Genomic DNA, 18,222 nt, shown 5'->3' with positions numbered 1-18,222 from the left:
GCTAAACTAAACTATACTTAGGCTATAGTTTAACAAATTTAATTATATTTGTCACTAACAAAAAGTTCCCCAATTACTTTTAAATTACTTCCAAATTACTTTTTGAATTACTCACTTCACTATTAACTTGTAAAAAAGAATTGATCTAGTTGCTTCTTCGTCTGAAAAACTTGACAATCTCTTCTATTGCTAAAGGAGTTAAGCATAATAATAGAACAACCAGGAGGTCAGTTCCTCTTAACAATGCAGTCTTGAAAATTTCTCTTAGAAATGGAACATTAACAACTGCTAACTGTAAACCTGCAGAAACTAAAAAAGCATATACTAGGGGTCTGTTAGTACCAATTCCTATGGTAAACAGGGATTGTTTAAAACTCCTTACGTTAAAAGCATGGATCAATTGAGAAAAAGCCATAGTTAAAAACGCCATGGTACGTGCTTCTTCTAGAGTTCTTCCCCAGTTGAGAGCTATCCAATAAGCACCAAAGGACACCATACCAATTATAAGACCCTGATAAAGAATTGCTCCGCCTGTACCCTGGGAAAAAACACTTGCTTTGGAATTGCGGGGTGGCTGATTCATGATACCCTTTTCAGGAGGTTCCAAACCTAAGGTCAAGGCTGGGGGACCATCAGTTACTAGGTTTAACCATAAAATTTGGACGGGAGTTAATGGACTACCAAAACCGAGGAGAATTGATGTGAATATAGCTATAATTTCCCCTGTATTACAGGATAATAAGTATTGAATTGACTTGCGGATATTGTTGTAAATAGCTCTGCCTTCTTTTACTGCACTAACAATGGTTGCGAAGTTATCATCTAAAAGTACCATATCGGAAGCTTCTTTAGCAACTGCAGTACCAGTAATTCCCATTGATGCACCGATATCAGCTCGTTTTAAAGCTGGAGCGTCATTGACGCCGTCACCCGTCATAGCAACCACATGACCATGAGCTTTTAGAGCACCTACTATACGAAGCTTATGCTCGGGGGAAACTCTGGCATATACTGTTGTTGTAAGAACGTGCTGCTTAAGTTCTTCTTCATCCATTTTTTCTAATTGCTGCCCGGTAAGTACACCATCCTTGGCACGCCAAATATCTAGTTCCTTAGCTATGGCCAGGGCAGTTTCTTGGTAATCACCTGTAATCATTACTGTTTTTATTCCTGCGCTACGGCTAATAGCCACAGCATCTTTAACTTCTTCACGGGCTGGGTCCTGCATGGCAAAAAATCCAATAAAGGTAAGTTCTACTTCAACAGTTTCAGTAGTTAGCTTTTGGGGAAGTCTATTCCACTTACGAAAAGCTAGTGCCAAAACCCTTTGTCCTTGAGAGGCTATACTAGAATTTACGCCTAGAACTTCGTTACGAATGTCTTGATTTAGTGTTTTTAAGCCTTCTCCTGTAAGTATTTCCGTACAACGTGCTAAAAGTACATCTGGAGCTCCTTTTGTAAAAGAGTAAGTTTCCTCACCCATTGAATGGAAGGTAGTCATCATTTTTCGTGCAGAATCAAAAGGAATTTCTGCTAGACGCGGATAATTTTTTTCCACAGTCTCTTTAACAAGTCCAGCCTTTGATGCAGCTACTACTAGGGCACCCTCTGTAGGGTCGCCTATTATTCCATAACCTTTATCAGTAGTCTCTAGACGGGCATCGCTATTTAAGAGGCCGCCTAAAAGTATTAATTCTCTGTTTTTGTCATCTAACGGAGCAATTTTTGTTCCGTTATGATTCAAAAAATCCCCAACTGGCTGATAACCTATTCCTGTTACTTGTAACAAATTGCTATTCACATAAAGCTGTGTAACAGTCATTTCATTTTTAGTCAAGGTTCCAGTTTTATCGGAACAAATATATGTTGCAACACCAAGGGTCTCTACTGCAGGCAACCTGCGGATAATAGCATTGCGACGGCTCATCCTGGTTACACCTAATGCTAAAACAATTGTAACTACAGAAGGTAATCCTTCCGGGATTGCTGCTACTGCTAAAGCAATGGATGTTAAAAAAATATCTAGGAGCTCTTGTCCGCGTAGTAACCCAGTTGCAAAGATTACGGCGACAATAACTCCTGCAGCAAGCCCTAAAACCCTACCCAGTTTAGCTAATTGAAGCTGTAGAGGTGTGGAATCCGGTGGTGTTTCTTGGATCATTCGTGCTATTTTACCTAACTCGGTATTCATGCCTGTATTGGTAATGATAGCCCTAGCGCGCCCTCCTGTTACAGAAGTTCCTCTAAAGACCATATTTTTACGATCACCGATGGAAACATCATTAGCCTTAATTACAGAAAGTATTTTTTCTACAGGTACTGACTCTCCAGTTAAAGCTGCTTCATTCACATTTAATGATGCAGCAGCAATTAAGCGTGCATCAGCAGGAATGGAATCTCCTGCTTCTAAAAGTATTACATCTCCAGGTACTAGATTATCTACATTAATTTGGCTTACTTTACCAGCCCTTAATACTTTAACCAGAGTTTTAGTCATTTCTTTTAAAGCTTTTAAAGCCTGTTCTGCCTTGTTTTCTTGAAATACACCTAGAGTAGCATTTAAAACTACAATGATTAAAATAATAGTGGTATCTACCCATTCGCCCAGAGCAGCAGAAGTAATAGCTGCAATAATTAGAATTAGAACTAAAATTTCTTTAAGCTGGGCAATAAACATGGAAATAAGCCTTCTTGGTGGGGGTTCTTGTAATGAATTAGAACCATATTCTTGAATACGTTTATTGGCTTCATCAGTACTTAGCCCTTGGTCTAAATTGGTTTGCAATTCCTGAACTATTTCTTCGACTTCTTTTGAATACCAATTTGTTAGATCCAAATTAACCCCTCCCATATTCAACAGCAGCTTTTTTTATTATTATATCTAAATCAGTATTGGTTATTCCAGTGGAAAAAGCAACTATGGAGGGCCGGGTGATGTTTAAATACAAAAATCCCCCAATGGGCTTGTGTGGTGAGGTAGAGCCCACTGGAGAATGAGGAGGCAAAAATATAGTCAACTTATACAATAATTTTAGACTATTTGTCGATTATTACCATTGCCCCCAGGTCCTGAATTAGTAGGACTATCGTCCTAACTTTGGTTTAGGGTTTCTCTTATTCCAAAAAATGTGTCGAATTTCAGAGAATGGATGGTGTTTGTGCTGTATACATACAATATAAAACACGTTATAATTTAAGGTAGTGCTAATTAAAGTCATAGAAGTGGTGATATAATTGACACAAAAACTCTTGGAAAAAATACGTATCAAATTTAGACAGATCTTAAAAATAGCAGGATCACCCCACTCAATTGCACTAGGAGCATCGGTAGGGGTGTTTTGGAATTTCATTCCATCGGTTGGAGTTGGTCCATTTCTTTCAATGGGTCTGGCAAAAATGCTTCGTGGTAGTGCTGTGGCTGCACTTACTGCAAATTTAGCTACGGGATTCTTTATTCCCGTTTTTTATAGTATGAATATGATTACAGGTCGATTTCTAAAGGGTGATCAGGTACAGAGTGTCGAAATCGAAGAGAGACTGCAAGGCTCCTTACAAGAGTCAATGACAAAGATAGAGGGAATTGTTGAACAACCTACCAGCTACTTGTCTTTAGATAGAATGCAAGACTTTACTGCTGATTTTTTAATAGGAGCAATAGTGAATGCCCTTATAGGAGCAACTTTTATCTATCTAGTGTTTTGGGTTATATTAATTCGTAGGCATAAGATAAAGAAAAGCGGACAGAATGAATATATTTGATTGCAAACAGAGGAGGTTGAGATGTATAAAAGGGTTGGCGGACTACTGATACTCCTAGTTGTTGTGGCCTTTTTCTATAGTTCAGGAATTATTCAAGCATTAATAATAGGCGATATGGAACATATCCAGGGTTTTTTAGATGACTGGGGAATTTTTACACCTCTCGGATCAATGTCCATAATCTTATTACAGGCCTTTGTGGCACCTATCCCAGCAGTTTTTATATATATTGCGAATGGGATAATCTTTGGTGCAATTGGGGGCTTTTTCATTTCTTGGATAGGATCATTGCTAAGTGCTTATCTTTGCTTCGCATTGGTTAGGCATTTTAATTTTAATATGCAGATAAAAAACGATTTTTTGAGAAAAATAATAGGTTTTTTTGAAACTTATCAGGAAAAAGCTGTTTTTATAGTCCGTTTAATGCCTTTTATACCCACAGATCTAGCTAGCTTTGCATTTGGGTTTACTTTAATTAAGACGAGATATTATGTAATTGGTACAGCCTTAGGGCAAATACCTGCTATCTTATTCTATTCTGTTTGGGGAGGAATGCAGCTGCCATTGTTATGGAATATAATAGCCATATTGATGTGGGCTGCAGTTGTTTTAGGAGTAATAAAAGTATATGAGCTTTTTAAAGAAAAAGATAACCTTCGAACTTCCGATAGTGAGGGGAATGAAAAGATATTTTTCTAAGATTTGCAAGATTTAACGTAAAAATCATAGAGTACAAATATATGATTGTACAAAAGCTACATTTAAAGCATAAGCATTTTTTCTTGTAATAAATTAATAAGTTATGATAGAATAACTTCAGGATGGTATCTAACTAGAACCATACCATTGGATAATGAGAATTAACTAAGCCCTTGGTATGTTTTTATGGGCTTTTTTATTTTTCTTAGGAGGGGATATCTTTTGTTTTTAAATATGCTAAAAGGGAAAATACATGGCGCGACGGTTACAGACGCTAATTTGAATTATAAGGGAAGCATTACTATTGATGAAGACCTTATGAAGGCAGCTGGAATTCTGACTCATGAAAAGGTACAGGTTGTTAATAATAACAATGGTGCAAGATTTGAAACCTATGTTATAAAGGGTGAGGCTGGTTCAGGTACTATTTGTCTAAATGGTTCTGCTGCGAGACTAGTTCAACCAGGGGATAAGGTTATAATCATAGCTTATTGTTATATGACACAGGAAGAAACCAAAAATTATGAGCCAAACATAGTATTTGTTGATGAAAAAAACAAACTAACAGATTAATAGATATAGCATTTAAAAAGGAACCGATAGGTTCCTTTTCTTGAAAATAAACAGGATTCTTTAGTCAGATGGAGTTAAAACTCCATCTGAATATTATAGAGCGAAACTTGCCAACTTGTTTGGCGTAGCTAAGCTAATCCTTTAGGGAAAACCGTTATCCAGGGGCTTAGTACCACTTATCCCCCACTACGCCAGTAGTTCTAGCATTGTGATTTTTGCAATGCGTAGAAATACCAGTGCAGAGCAAGAGGTGGGAGTCTTGAGTGAAACTTGTCAACTTGTTGACATAGCTGAAACCATGCAAGGCTAGTGGTAGTTAGCCATCGGATAAATTCAGATTATGGAGGTGTAGGCATGTCTTTAGAAAAAGAACAATTAAAAAAAGAGATTATCAAGTACGGGCAACTATTAATTGAAAAAGGGTTGGTGATTGGAACAGGGGGTAATATTAGTGTTCGAGTAAATAAAGAATTAATGATGATTACACCAAGTGGGATGGCTTATGACAAGTTAATTCCCGAAGATATTGTTATAGTGGATATGAAAGGTAATATAGTAGAAGGTGACAGAAAACCATCAATTGAAGTGAATATGCATAGAAGTATTCTAAGGGCAAGAAAGGATATCAATGCAGTTGTACATACCCATTCAGTCTATGCAAGCGCAATTGCTATTACAAGGCAAGACCTTCCTCCGGTAACTGATGCAATGGCTATTGTTTTTGGAGGGGCCGTTAAAACTGCGGAATATGCCAGGACGGGAACAGAGGATCTCGCGGTTCAAATTGTTGAGGCTTTAGGTGATACGGCTGCTGCTTTATTAGCAAATCATGGTGCAGTAGGAGTTGGCAAAAGTCTAGATGAAGCACTTGGTATCTGTGAGCTATTAGAGGCTAGTGCCAAGATATACATATATTCAAATGTGATTGGAAAACCAGTAGTGTTATCAAAGCAGTTAATACAAAAAGAAAGAGAGGATATGGCTGTTCGATATGGACAAAAGTAGATTAAATGGAAATAATTATTTAGTAATACAATTGGCATAGATGAGTCGCTTATTGAATATTTATTTACAGATGAAAAAATGGTGGTGACTAGATGAAAAAAGTATTCTGTGCCTTCTTTTTGTTCGTTTTTATGAACCTAATATTGATGTCACTCAATGTTTCTTCAGTTCTTACTGAGGAGCCAATGCTTGTGGGCTGCCATGATCAGGATAGGATTTTGTTAGCCACCGAACCTGCTCAAAAGGGCCCAGACGTAGAGGAATTGCAGGAAAGGTTAAAACATCTTGGGTATTATAATGGAGAGATTACAGGCATTTATGATTATCCAACTCAAAGAGCTGTAAGTCGCTTTCATAGGGATCAAGGTAGGGGTTCTTCCGCAATGGTTACCTTGGAAACCTGGGATTTGCTCGCCCAGAATGTGACAACCCCGCCACCCCCAGATAAAGACTTTAAAACCGTAGATGGTGATATAATCATTGTAATTGATAAAAACAAGAATCAGCTTACTGTCTATACGGATGATGGTGAAGTGTTCAAACAGTATCCTGTAGCCATAGGGAAGAACAAAACACCTTCTCCGGTAGGAGAATTTAAAGTGGCAAATAAATCTGTAAGAAATAATGGAGCAACGGGCACCCGCTGGATGGGTCTTAATGTTCCTTGGGGGTCATATGGAGTTCATGGTACAAATAAACCATGGTCTATAGGCAGAAGAGCCTCCGCGGGTTGTATAAGAATGTTTAATCAGCATGTTGAAGAACTCTTTCCTTTTGTAAAAGTAGGGACACCTGTAATAATAGTAGGTGACTATCCCCCGTTAGGAAAGCCTAACCTGAAATCTGGTATAAATTCTCAGAGTTTAATTCCTGTACAGTATCAGCTTAGAGAGAAAGGTGTTTACTGGGGGCCAGCCGATGGGAGATTTGGCCTGATGACGGCTTCCGCAGTCAAATACTTTCAACTTTTGAATTCAATGGAGCCTACAGGAGAGCTCTCAGAAGAATTTTATGGAATCCTAGAAAACAAGTCTGCACCTTAAGCTGATGCAGACTTGTTTTTAGAATTTTTACCTTTTTTCCATAACTGTAGTAATCCTGCTAGTACTATCCCGAAGATAGATCCGACAAGAAATCCAATTAAGATTTTTAAATATAAACCACTTTCGCTCGCAAAGATAGCGTTATCTCTTTCAAGTTGAGAGAGATTGTCTCTGTGTACCACTATCTCTTGTTCAAGGCTTTCTATCTTTTCTTCATAGCTAGCTGCTAGTTCTTTATTCCTTGCTATTTCCTTTTCTAAACGCTCTTCATATGTGTCTGTGATTTTTCTAATCCTAGTATCACTATCTTCAATTCTCTCCATTAGATAATCTATTTGCTTGTTAATGATAAATAATGCAGTCTGCATTTCATTCATTGCTTCCCAGCTAATAATTTGATTTTCATTAGACTGGGTAGGCGTGCTTTCTTCTTCAGTACTTTCTTCTTCAGTACTTTCTTCTTTTGGAATAACTTCTTCTTGTGTAATATTTTCTTCCGTTATGTCATTGGTTTCATCTTGAGCAATAATAACTGGGGAGAATAACAGGATCATAATCATTAGCATACAGAGAAACTTATTCACGATAGAACCCCCTTGGTATTCTAAATTTTTAATTGTTACAACTGAATCTTTCTATTTGTTCGGCATATTTCCTTTAAACTGTGAAAAATAAAAAACAGCTAGGTTTAAATTAGCTGCTTAAAATTTGTACAACTATCGTTTTTGTTTGGATTAATTAATCAATTAATTGATAACATACACCCACCAACCCTGGGCCAGTATGCACAACAAGAGCTGGGCTTATTTGACTAAATGATAATTCTTTTACGTTTGGTTTATGCTCAAAGTATTTCTTTAATTTAAGGCCTTCTTCTTCAGCATCACCATGCACCACGGCTAGGTTTATGTTTTTACCATCAGTTAGCTCTTCAACAAGTTCAACAATTTTAGCAATAGATTTTTTCCTACCCCTTACCTTTGCATGAGAATAGTATTTACCTTCTTTATTTACGGATATTACTGGCTTTAAGTCAATTAAAGAACCAAGGGTAGCTGAAACAAGTCCGATTCTTCCACCCTTACGTAAATACTCTAAGGTGGGAATGGCATAAAAAACATTTATTTTCTGATGAGCTGTTTTCAAGTTGTTCACAATTTCATCAAAGTTCATTTTCTTTTCCTCTAGAAGCTTGGCCCCCTCCTTAACGAGTAAGCCCAATCCCATGGAAAGAGTATTAGAATTAATAACCCTGATATCCATATCAGAGAATTCCTTCCTTAAAGTCTCAACCATTTCATATGTAGCACTTAGACCACTTGACATCAAGATAGCAAGAACTTTTTTGTAGCCTTTAGTACGTAAATCTTCAAGGAGCTTAGTTGCTGTCGCTCGAGATGGCTGTGAAGTTGTTGGTATTTCTTCCGGAAATCTTGCATATACCTCTTCGGGGGTGATTTCTAGTCTATCATCATACTCTTTATTTGGATAGATAACTTTTAATGGAAGCAGGTGAATGTCATATTTTTCAATAGTTTCTTGAGGTAAATCACAAGAACTATCCGTTATAAGAGCTATTTTCTCATTTAATGTCATTTATCTTCCTCCTTTTTACAATATTCATATTATTTATTATATACTTTATTACAAAGAAATAAAATTATATATATGAATATTTTAGAAGTTATTCTAATTATTATAATATTTTACAAATAAACTATTATCGTATCCATTAATCATATATTCTTTTGAATTTTACAATAAATTTGCTAGTCATTTTAGCAAACCTTGATGATTTGTTATATAATATTAAGTAGGAAAAGCTCTAATATAGGGGCAAAATATGAAAAAAGAATGGAGGAGTACTAATAAATGCAAATTAAAAGTGCTGATTTGCCTGGGATTGGCAAAAAGTATTCTGTGACAACCAAGGACGGATATCTTTTTGTCATTATTATACATCATACGGGAAAACGTGAAATTTATTTTATGAATGATGATGAAGATGATGGACCTATTTTAACTTTGGACCTAAATGACGAAGAAGCTAGAAAGGTTGGCTCTATTCTTTTAGGTGCTGACTATCAACCTGTTAGTGATGAAAAACTTGAAATTATGAGGAAAAATATACTTGTAGAGTGGATTAACTTATGTCCAGAATCTAAGCTTACGAATATGGCAATAAAAGATGCCCAAATTAGAAAGATAACAGGTGCTACCATCATTGGTATCCAAAGGGGTGATCAAGTAATAGGCAGCCCTGATGTAAATGAAGTTCTTTTGGATGGTGATGTCCTGATGGTAATAGGCAAAAAAGATCAGGTTAAGGCATTGGAGGCGTTATGCATAAAAAAGGAGTGAATAATTAATGCTGGAAAATGTATCTTTGCTGTTGCTCGGGGGAATTATGTTACTTCTGTTTTTCAGCATTAGTTTTGCCTCCCAAAGAATTCGGATTCCTTCAGTACTTCTATTTATTATAGTAGGTATACTATTAGCTGGTGCCTTTAGCAAAAGTGAGACTTTACATACAATAGCAGAAATAGGTATCGTTCTTTTGTTTTTTTTATTGGGATTAGAGTTTCCATTACAAAGAATGCTAAGTATCTCAAAAAAGGTATGGCCTGCTGGTGTTCTTGATCTGATATTAAACTTGGGAATAGGGTTTTTAATTGCACTCTTATTTGGGTTTAATTTATTGACAGCTTTTCTTATAGGTGCAGTAGCCTATGCAAGTAGTTCATCTATTACAGCTAAGATGCTTGAAGAGAAAAAAAGACTAGCTAATCCAGAAGCAGAGTTTATACTTGCTCTACTCATTTTCGAAGATTTGGCAGCCCCTATTCTAGTATCCTTTTTAGCTGGTGCATACTCAGGAGCCGAAATTACAGGTCAATTTATGGGAGTTCTATTCCTTAAGATTATAATTATGACAGGTGGCGCTATAATAATTGGGTATTATGGTTTTCGAAAACTAAGCAATTTTGTTGAAAAATACCTAGAAATGGATTTTATGTCGCTATTTGCAGTAGGAATTGCATTTGGATATGCTGGACTAGCAATTGCATTAGGCTTGTCAGAAGTTCTGGGGGCTTTTTTGGCTGGAGTAATGCTCTCAGAAACTGGAAGGGCTAAGGAGTTAGAGCATTTAATACTACCTGTTAGAGATATTACTCTTCCATTCTTTTTCTTCTGGTTTGGCACATCTATTTCTTTTGGAGAAACTGTTCCTAATATTTTATTCTTAATTGTACTTATTTTATGGTCAATCATCGGTAAAATAATCGTTGGTTTTTATGGGGGTAGAATGTATGGTTTGTCATCAAGGGTTTCAATTAGAGCAGGTTTGTCCTTGGGGCAAAGGGGAGAATTCTCGGCGATAATAGCAGCCATGGCACCATCGCAACTACGAGTATTTAGTGGTATTTATATATTGACTACAGCTTTTATAGGGGTGTTTTTATTTAACAAAGCCCCAGCATGGTCAAAGGCAATTAATGACAAATACTTAAAGCAGAAAGTCATATAAGTTCGCCAGAAGTTATATTGAAACCCTTATACTTGGCGTAAAGGTCAAAAGGGGTTTTTTAATTGAAAATGTTTCTCAAAAAAGACTTGACAAATAGTACGATAAAGGCGAAAATAGTGATAAAGGTTATCAATTATATTATAGTGGTGTAAAAATAACGCCATTTATTATTTGGCCTCTCAATGAGAATTATTATCAAGGAGTGATGAGCTGTGACTTTAGAAGAAATCAAAAAAGGGCAGATGTTTAAAATTATTTCCATCGTTGATCCATATATTAGAGCTCAAACAATTAGATTTGGCTTAGGGGAAGGGGAAAATGCTATCTGTGAGGAGATTGTACCAGCGGGTCCCATTATTATCCGAAAAAACTTGCAAGAGATAGTTCTTGGTAGAGGATTAGCAAAACAAATTTTTGTTGCTTTGTCATAAGAAATAAATATTTACATTAGGAGATGAACTATTGTGGCACATTGTCATGGAAAAGACCTACCTATTGAAATTCCTACAGGGGCTAGAAAAATAGTCTTAGCAGGGAACCCAAATTCAGGAAAATCCGTATTTTTTAACGCATTAACTAATCTATATGTAGACGTATCAAATTATCCCGGTACAACTTTAGAAATTTCTCATGGAAAACTGGGTAAGGATGTGATTATCGATACACCAGGTGTATATGGGCTATCATCTTTTAATGATGAAGAAAGAATAGCTAGGGATATTATTTTAAATGCAGATATAGTTCTCAATGTTGTTAATGCCCTTCATTTGGAAAGAGATTTATTTCTAACTCAACAAATCATCGATACTGGGATACCAGTAGTGGTAGCTTTAAATATGATAGATGAAGCTGAAAAGGAAGGTTTAATAATTAATTTTGAGTTACTCACAAAAGAATTGGGTGTACCTGTAATTCCCACGGTAGCAGTTAAAAGAAAAGGTATAGATCAGGCAAAGAAATCTATTGAAAAAGCGGTCAAAGGAAATCCCACTCCTGAAATTAAAGATAAAATGATGTACATGAGAAATAGGGTGGGTCATCAGGGGGAAGCATTGCTTATCCTTGAAGGTGACCATATAGTAGCGCAAAGGCATGGCTTGGAACCTGGTGCTGAAATGGAACAAATATATCTACTTAGACGTAAAAGGGTAAACGCTATTATAGAAGGGGTTTTGGAGCATACCAGTAAAACAAGGGTATTTGGCAAGTGGCTAAGCAGAATCATGATTAGGCCTATTACAGGAATACCAATTCTCTTGTTTGCACTATGGCTAATGTATCAAGTAATAGGTGTTTTCGTTGCTGAAGGGGTAGTTGGGATTACAGAGGATATTATTATGGGTGAATATTATGAACCTATAATGCGAGGGTTAGTTGGTCAATTCTTAGATGAGAATGGCTGGTTAGGGTATATTCTAATTGGTGAGTTTGGAGTTCTAACAATGACATTTTCTTATGTAATTGGGTTATTAATGCCTTTAGTAATAGGTTTTTACTTATTCCTATCTGTTTTTGAAGATTCTGGTTACTTGCCAAGACTTGCAGCATTAGTTGATAGAGGGTTAAATTCAATTGGATTAAATGGAAGGGCCATAATTCCTCTAATTCTTGGCCTTGGGTGTGTAACAATGGCTACCATAGTCACAAGGATACTTGGAACAGAAAGAGAAAAACGCATTACAGTTTTTCTGCTTGCTTTGACTGTTCCCTGCTCTGCTCAGTTAGGAGTTATTGCAGCCATGTTGGCTACTTTAGGTGCTAATTATGCCCTAGCATATACAATAATAATTATTTCAATCTTTATATTGATAGGAACTCTTTTAAGTAGGTTTTTACCAGGCAAGTCATCAGACCTGTTAATTGATTTGCCACCATTAAGATTACCAAGAGTGATGAATGTTTTAAAGAAAACAACAATAAAATCATATAACTTTTTAAAGGAGGCTTTCCCATTGTTTGCAATTGGAGCTTTCTTGATAAGCTTCTTGCAACTAACAGGTGTCCTAAAATGGTTACAAAAAATTCTAGCACCTTTGACTACAGGATTACTGGATTTGCCTCCAGAAAGTGCTACTGCATTTATTATGGGTATAGTAAGAAGAGATTTTGGGGCAGCAGGGTTAAATGATATGACTTTGGAACCGATGCAGATTCTAGTAGCTCTAGTAACTATAACGCTGTTTGTACCGTGTATTGCTTCGGTAATGGTACTATTTAAAGAAAGAGGTAAAAAAGAGGCTGTTATAATTTGGTTAGCAACATGGGTAATTGCCTTTTCTGTTGGTGGTATTATAGCTAAGATAAGTTCATTTTCTACAAATCCACTTGTGGTAAGTATAGTCTTTAGTTTAATTGTACTTGCAATAGCCTTTATTACAAAGATAAAAATTAGTTCTCCTAAGTCTATTGAAAGGATGTAGAGCGAGATGGATAGTAATGCTAAGAATCTATGTTGTACTATGTGTGGTTTTCCAATTAAAAAAGGTGAAATTATTTTAAAATGTCCTCGTTGTAATACACCAATAAATATGCATAGTTGTAATGGAAATTGTAGCAAATGTAAGATTAAACACTCGCAGCAGCAGTCTTATTAAATTTTGCCACCTCAAGAGGAAAGTGGTCCCAAAGTGTGTCTTCCACTAGGGCCACTTTTTCTTATTAATACTTCTATAGTCTTTCCTTTCGCCATTGCTCTACGCCGTTTTCTTCTGCTAATAAGCATGTCTAGGCCAAACCCTTATAGAAATGATGAATCTTGGGGAAAAGAGAATAAAAGTTTCAGCTCTCTTTTTTTGAGGTTTTTGTTAATGCTGCAGTCACTAAAGCTGTAATGGGAATTGCAAATATAAGTCCTATACTTCCTGACAATGCTCTTACAAATTCCGTTGCGATAAAGTCCATATTAGCTATCTTTAAATAGGATTGCTGATAAGCCAAGAACAACAACAACAAGGGAATTGATGTTCCTGTGTAAGCTAGAATTAAGGTATTACTCATGGTACCCATGATATCTTTTCCTACATTCATTCCAGATCGAATCAGCCTAGACCTTGAAATAGAAGGATTGTTAAGTTTAATTTCTTCCATGGAGGATGCTATTGACATGCTTACATCCATAACAGCCCCTAAAGCCCCAATTATCATACCTGCAAAAAGTAAATTTTTAAAATTAAAGCCCACACTATCTGCAATATACATTAGCATTTGAGCTTCCTGTCCACTTAAACCGGTTAGTTTAGCGGCATGGCCAATCCAAAGTGATATAAAGGCTGCAATGAGAACACCACCTGTGGTACCTAAGATAGCTGCAAGTGTCTTGCTAGTAAATCCACTAATAACTACCAGAGTTATAGTAGTAACTATAACGGAGATTCCTATGGCCAGCAGAAGTGGATCATAACCCTGTAACATGGCAGGGAGCATCACCTTAGCAATCAAAAATACTGTGATAGCAAGGGTTAAAATTGCCTTCAAACCTTTTAGCTGTCCAATTACTAACAAAACTAAAACAAATATGCCAAGTAACATATAAATATGAAATTCCCTGTAAAAATCTTGTGGATAAGCAGTAGTGATCTGGTTATCTATTACATCCATTGCTAAAATAACCTTATCACCTGGATTAATCATCATATCCATTGCAGGGTTATCAGAAAATGCGTTTTCTACAAGAACTTTTTCTCCTTTAAAGGGTCCGGCAAGAATTTCTGCTGAAAATGTCTGGTGGACAAAACCATATTCACCTTCACCTTCATCAAGTAAGTCAATTATTTTTGCCCTTGCCATGACGGGTTCTGGTATATCATCATAATAATCTTCACCTAGCAAATCATTAGCACTAGCGACAGCAGGAAGAACTAGTAATATCAGAAATATGACTGTTGAAATTATTTTTCTCACTAATATCACCTCCAAAGAGCATTGGAAATATCTATTTAAGCTACTGAATAATCTTCTATTTTAAACCCTAGAATCCTTTTTATAAATAATGTCATTAGACACCTTTTGTCCTCCAGATAATATTTAGGCATATGACTAAATTAAGATTTGCTCTTCTAAGAACAGGATATTTGCTATATATAGTTGAAATAATAATTTATGATAGTAGAATAGAGATAGTTAAAACATGTTCTATATCGTATTAATAGTTTAAAAATAATATATTTGAGGGGGTATTTTTTTGAAAAGAAAAATCGTAGTAATTGGCGGGGTAGCAGGAGGAGCTGGAGCTGCTACTAAGGCTAGACGTGTAGATGAAGCTGCTGAAATTATCATGTTCGAGCGGGGTGCACATGTATCTTTCGCCAATTGTGGTCTACCATATCATATCGGAGGACAGATTGAAGAAAGAGATAATCTCTTTTTAGTATCTCCTGATCGATTTAAAAATTGGTATAACATAGATGCCAAAATAAATCATGAGGTAATAAAGATAGACAGGGCAAACAGGAAAGTTCAAGTTATGAATCATACCAATGGAGAAACCTTTTGGGAAAGCTATGACAAATTGATTGTTGCTACTGGTGGGAGCTCCCTAAAACCACCAATACCAGGAATTGATTTGGAGAATATACATAATCTATGGACTGTTCAAGATATGGATAATATTTTAGAGGGTATGGCAAATACTAATCTTAAAAAGGTAGCTGTTATAGGTGCAGGATTCGTTGGCCTAGAAATAGTCGAAGCCTTTGTTAATAAAGGTTTGGAAGTTGTATTAGTTGAGAAGGATAAACAGGTTCTACCGGCAATTGACCATGAAATGACAAAGAAAATACAAACAGAACTTGAAAACAAGAATGTTCATTTAATACTTGGCCAGGGAGTTACAGAATTTGAAGGAAAAAATGGAAAAGTTGAAAAAATAATACTCGAACAAGGTACATCAATTGAGGTAGATTTAGTAGTAGTATCAATAGGTGTTAAACCAAACCTTTGTATTTTAGAAGATGCTGATATAGAGATTGGCTATGCTGGTGGAGTGGTTGTAAATGAATATATGCAAACCAATGATCCCCACATATACGCTGCAGGAGATATTGTTGAATCAACACACCTTGTAACAGGCAAAAAGATGAGAATGCCTTTGGCAGGCCCAGCGAACAAGCAAGGAAGGGTTGCTGGTGCAAATGTAGCTGGAGGAAAGCTAAAGTTTAAAGGTGCTTTAGGAACATTCATTGTAAAAATATTTGATATAGTTGCTGCAAAAACTGGATTATCTGAAAAAGAAATTGCTAAAGAAAAGATTGAATATTTTCTTTCTTACTCTGCAACAAAAAGTCACTCAGGGTATTATCCTGGAGCAGAATGGATGATAATTAAGCTTCTGGCTGAAAAAAGAACAGGGCGGATATTAGGGGCACAAGTTGTAGGTGCAAAGGGAGTTGACAAGAGAATAGATGTATTAGCAACAGCAATTTATGCTAAGTTGACTGTTGAAGATTTAGAAAACCTAGACCTGGCTTATGCTCCTCCATTTTCCTCAGCAAAGGACCCTGTAATAATTGCTGGAATGGTAGCTTCAAATTTAATGCGTGGTGAAATAGAAACAATAAATATAAACGAGTTTAATGAAGCATTAGGAAAGGGAGAAAAACTACAAGTAGTAGATTGTAGGAGTATGTCTGATATAGATGATATGGGACGCATTCCAGATTCAGAAATAATGCCAGTTGATGAGATACGTGAATGGTTTGGCGATTTAGACAAAGATGCTCCAACCGTTTTATACTGTGGAATTGGTTACAGATCTTACCTAGCATATAAAATATTAAAGCACCATGGCTTTAATGTAAAAAATCTAAGTGGAGGTTATAGTGTCTGGGCAGGTAAAACCCCAAAGTAAAAACATTTGAAGATTATTCATATTCCATGAAGGATAATTCCTACAAATAGAGAATTTATTACTTAGTATTACTGAAACGAATCTAATCAAAGGAGGCATGAATTATGAATATTACAATTTCCCCAGATGCCAAATCGTTAATAGGAAAGAAAACTAGTGAAATAGTCTTAAAGAAAGAAATAACCCGTAGTTGAGCGGGGACATCTATTAGACCTGCCGTGTATGCAGGTAAACCTGATAGTCCAGATGATTATAATTCCTATGAAGTAGATGGAATAACAGTCTATATAGTAAATGATGAAGGAACTGAAAAAAACATCAATATAGATGTTAAAGGTATAGGACCATTTAAACAAGTTGTTATAGAAGGATTTTAAGCGAAATTAATGCTGCTTAGGGGATAAGCAGCATTAATTTTTTGCTCTCTTATAATAAACACTTCTCATGTTTTTTCCAATGCACAAATAATATGTAAAAGAAGGTAAATGGCATTAAGTGTAGAATGCATTTATTAATACAAAACAGGTATAATGAACTTTATTAAGTTAAGATAGTAGGAGTGGAGATATGGAAACTATAGTAACAACTGTTGCTATTCTAGAAGAAAGCAACGCATTCTTGATCAGTCGGCCCGACAGCACAGGTTTTTGGGAATTTCCAGGTGGAAGGCATGTTTCAGGAGAGGAACCAGAAATAGGTTTAATGAGAAGCGTTAAGGAAGAGTTGAGTATTGACATTACTATTCTTGATATTTTCAAAGTGGTTTCTCATGTGGTTGATAACAAACAGATTGTTATTCTCGCATATTTATGTGTACGAAACTTTGGTGAACCAGAAAGTAAACATGATGGTGAATTCAATTGGGTTACCTTGGATGAACTGAGGTCCGGTAAATTTGAATTTTCAGAGTCTAACAAGAAAATTATTAATAAAATAAGTCTATTTTCGGGATGTGGCCCGTCTCTCATCTCCTAACAAACTGCTAACCCCTATCTTGTGATGGGGGTTTTAGTTTTTTCAAAAGAAAACATACCAGTATGTTTCATATATTTAAAAGGATTATTAGAGATTATTATTGTATTTATAAGGTAGGAAAATGTATGATTTTACGAGGATATTTGATCATTAGTAAATCGCTGAAGGCTTAAATATAGGTAAAAACCAAAAAACAGGGAGAGATACTATGAATATGGAAGAAAAGATAGCAGAGCTGCGAAATAGACAAGACAAAGTAAAACAGGGAGGCGGCTTAAAGAGGATAGAAAAACAGCACTCCCAGGGCAAGCTGACAGCCAGAGAACGTATAGAGAAATTTTTAGACCCTGGCACATTCACAGAGCTAGACATGTATGTCACCCATAGAGCAACAAACTTTGGAATGGAAAAAGTAGAAGCACCAGGAGAAGGAGTAGTAACAGGCTACGGTACAGTACGAGATAGACTAGTTTATGTCTATGCCCAAGACTTCACAGTAGTTGGAGGATCACTTGGGGAAATGCATGCCAAGAAAATATGTAAAGTCATGGATATGGCAATGAAAATGGGAGCACCCTGTGTAGGAATCAACGACTCAGGAGGAGCTAGAATCCAAGAAGGAGTAGACGCACTAAGCGGCTACGGACAAATATTTTACAGAAACACCCAAGCCTCAGGAGTAGTACCTCAAATAGCAGTAATTATGGGACCATGTGCAGGAGGGGCAGTATACTCACCAGCCCTAATGGACTTTGTATTTATGGTAGAAAAAACAAGTCAAATGTTCATAACAG

16 protein-coding genes and 1 pseudogene are annotated in these 18,222 nt (G+C 36.2%); 12 read left to right on the top strand and 5 right to left on the bottom strand.

What is annotated here, in order from left to right; translation table 11 throughout:
• Positions 1 to 145: 145 nt before the first annotated feature.
• Positions 146 to 2,851: an ATPase gene (locus APF76_10830; protein ID KUO50200.1), complete on the bottom strand. Its 2,706-nt coding sequence runs from the start codon at positions 2,849 to 2,851 to the stop codon at positions 146 to 148.
• Positions 2,838 to 3,026 (bottom strand): hypothetical protein, encoded by a 189-nt coding sequence (locus APF76_10825; GenBank protein ID KUO50199.1) that lies wholly within the window; start codon positions 3,024 to 3,026, stop codon positions 2,838 to 2,840. Before APF76_10825 ends, APF76_10830 begins: the two co-directional genes overlap by 14 nt.
• 208 nt (positions 3,027 to 3,234) lie before the next feature.
• Between APF76_10825 and APF76_10820 the strand changes: the two genes are divergently transcribed.
• The 5 genes from APF76_10820 to APF76_10800 all read left to right on the top strand — a co-directional run bounded on the left by APF76_10820 (position 3,235) and on the right by APF76_10800 (position 7,079).
• Positions 3,235 to 3,759 carry a hypothetical protein gene (locus APF76_10820; protein ID KUO50198.1) on the top strand — a complete coding sequence of 175 codons (525 nt, stop codon included), beginning with the start codon at positions 3,235 to 3,237 and terminating at the stop codon, positions 3,757 to 3,759.
• A gap of 21 nt (positions 3,760 to 3,780) precedes the next feature.
• Positions 3,781 to 4,458 (top strand): hypothetical protein, encoded by a 678-nt coding sequence (locus APF76_10815; GenBank protein ID KUO50197.1) that lies wholly within the window; start codon positions 3,781 to 3,783, stop codon positions 4,456 to 4,458.
• A gap of 222 nt (positions 4,459 to 4,680) precedes the next feature.
• Positions 4,681 to 5,031, top strand: a complete 351-nt coding sequence (locus APF76_10810) for an L-aspartate 1-decarboxylase (protein KUO50196.1) — start codon at positions 4,681 to 4,683, stop codon at positions 5,029 to 5,031.
• Between the two features lie 354 nt (positions 5,032 to 5,385).
• Complete coding sequence (locus APF76_10805) at positions 5,386 to 6,036, top strand: hypothetical protein (GenBank protein KUO50195.1); 651 nt, start codon at positions 5,386 to 5,388, stop codon at positions 6,034 to 6,036.
• Positions 6,037 to 6,128: 92 nt separating this feature from the next.
• Entirely contained in the window at positions 6,129 to 7,079 is a 951-nt protein-coding gene (locus APF76_10800) for a hypothetical protein (protein KUO50194.1), read from the top strand.
• On the opposite strand, the gene APF76_10795 is transcribed toward APF76_10800, so the two are convergent.
• Together APF76_10795 and APF76_10790 are read right to left on the bottom strand one after the other, a co-directional pair.
• Positions 7,076 to 7,663 (bottom strand): hypothetical protein, encoded by a 588-nt coding sequence (locus APF76_10795; protein KUO50193.1) that lies wholly within the window; start codon positions 7,661 to 7,663, stop codon positions 7,076 to 7,078. The genes APF76_10800 and APF76_10795 overlap by 4 nt on opposite strands.
• A gap of 154 nt (positions 7,664 to 7,817) precedes the next feature.
• Positions 7,818 to 8,675: a fatty acid-binding protein DegV gene (locus APF76_10790; GenBank protein KUO50192.1), complete on the bottom strand. Its 858-nt coding sequence runs from the start codon at positions 8,673 to 8,675 to the stop codon at positions 7,818 to 7,820.
• Positions 8,676 to 8,951: 276 nt separating this feature from the next.
• On the opposite strand from APF76_10790, the gene APF76_10785 reads away from it, so the two are divergent.
• The 4 genes from APF76_10785 to APF76_10770 all read left to right on the top strand — a co-directional run bounded on the left by APF76_10785 (position 8,952) and on the right by APF76_10770 (position 13,028).
• On the top strand, positions 8,952 to 9,440 hold the full coding sequence (locus tag APF76_10785; protein ID KUO50191.1) for a potassium transporter TrkA: 489 nt from the start codon (positions 8,952 to 8,954) through the stop codon (positions 9,438 to 9,440).
• Positions 9,441 to 9,447: 7 nt separating this feature from the next.
• A complete protein-coding gene (locus tag APF76_10780; protein ID KUO50190.1) occupies positions 9,448 to 10,608 on the top strand; it encodes a sodium:proton exchanger in 1,161 nt (386 codons plus the stop codon).
• Positions 10,609 to 10,820: 212 nt separating this feature from the next.
• Positions 10,821 to 11,039 carry an iron transporter gene (locus tag APF76_10775; protein ID KUO50189.1) on the top strand — a complete coding sequence of 73 codons (219 nt, stop codon included), beginning with the start codon at positions 10,821 to 10,823 and terminating at the stop codon, positions 11,037 to 11,039.
• A gap of 33 nt (positions 11,040 to 11,072) precedes the next feature.
• Positions 11,073 to 13,028, top strand: a complete 1,956-nt coding sequence (locus APF76_10770; GenBank protein KUO50188.1) for a ferrous iron transporter B — start codon at positions 11,073 to 11,075, stop codon at positions 13,026 to 13,028.
• A gap of 358 nt (positions 13,029 to 13,386) precedes the next feature.
• Here the strand turns inward: APF76_10770 and APF76_10765 are convergent, their stop codons facing one another.
• A complete protein-coding gene (locus APF76_10765) occupies positions 13,387 to 14,523 on the bottom strand; it encodes a hypothetical protein (GenBank protein ID KUO50187.1) in 1,137 nt (378 codons plus the stop codon).
• Between the two features lie 265 nt (positions 14,524 to 14,788).
• On the opposite strand from APF76_10765, the gene APF76_10760 reads away from it, so the two are divergent.
• The 3 genes and pseudogenes from APF76_10760 to APF76_10750 all read left to right on the top strand — a co-directional run bounded on the left by APF76_10760 (position 14,789) and on the right by APF76_10750 (position 18,222).
• Positions 14,789 to 16,453 (top strand): pyridine nucleotide-disulfide oxidoreductase, encoded by a 1,665-nt coding sequence (locus tag APF76_10760; protein ID KUO50186.1) that lies wholly within the window; start codon positions 14,789 to 14,791, stop codon positions 16,451 to 16,453.
• 567 nt (positions 16,454 to 17,020) lie between these two features.
• The gene (locus tag APF76_10755) at positions 17,021 to 17,428 is read left to right on the top strand and encodes a hypothetical protein (GenBank protein KUO50185.1); all 408 of its coding nucleotides are present in this window, start codon (positions 17,021 to 17,023) and stop codon (positions 17,426 to 17,428) included.
• 208 nt (positions 17,429 to 17,636) lie between these two features.
• Positions 17,637 to 18,222 (top strand): annotated as a pseudogene (locus APF76_10750).

The organism is Desulfitibacter sp. BRH_c19 (genome assembly GCA_001515945.1).
Classification (GTDB): domain Bacteria; phylum Bacillota; class DSM-16504; order Desulfitibacterales; family Desulfitibacteraceae; genus Desulfitibacter.
This window is presented reverse-complemented; position numbering and strand designations above follow the sequence as displayed.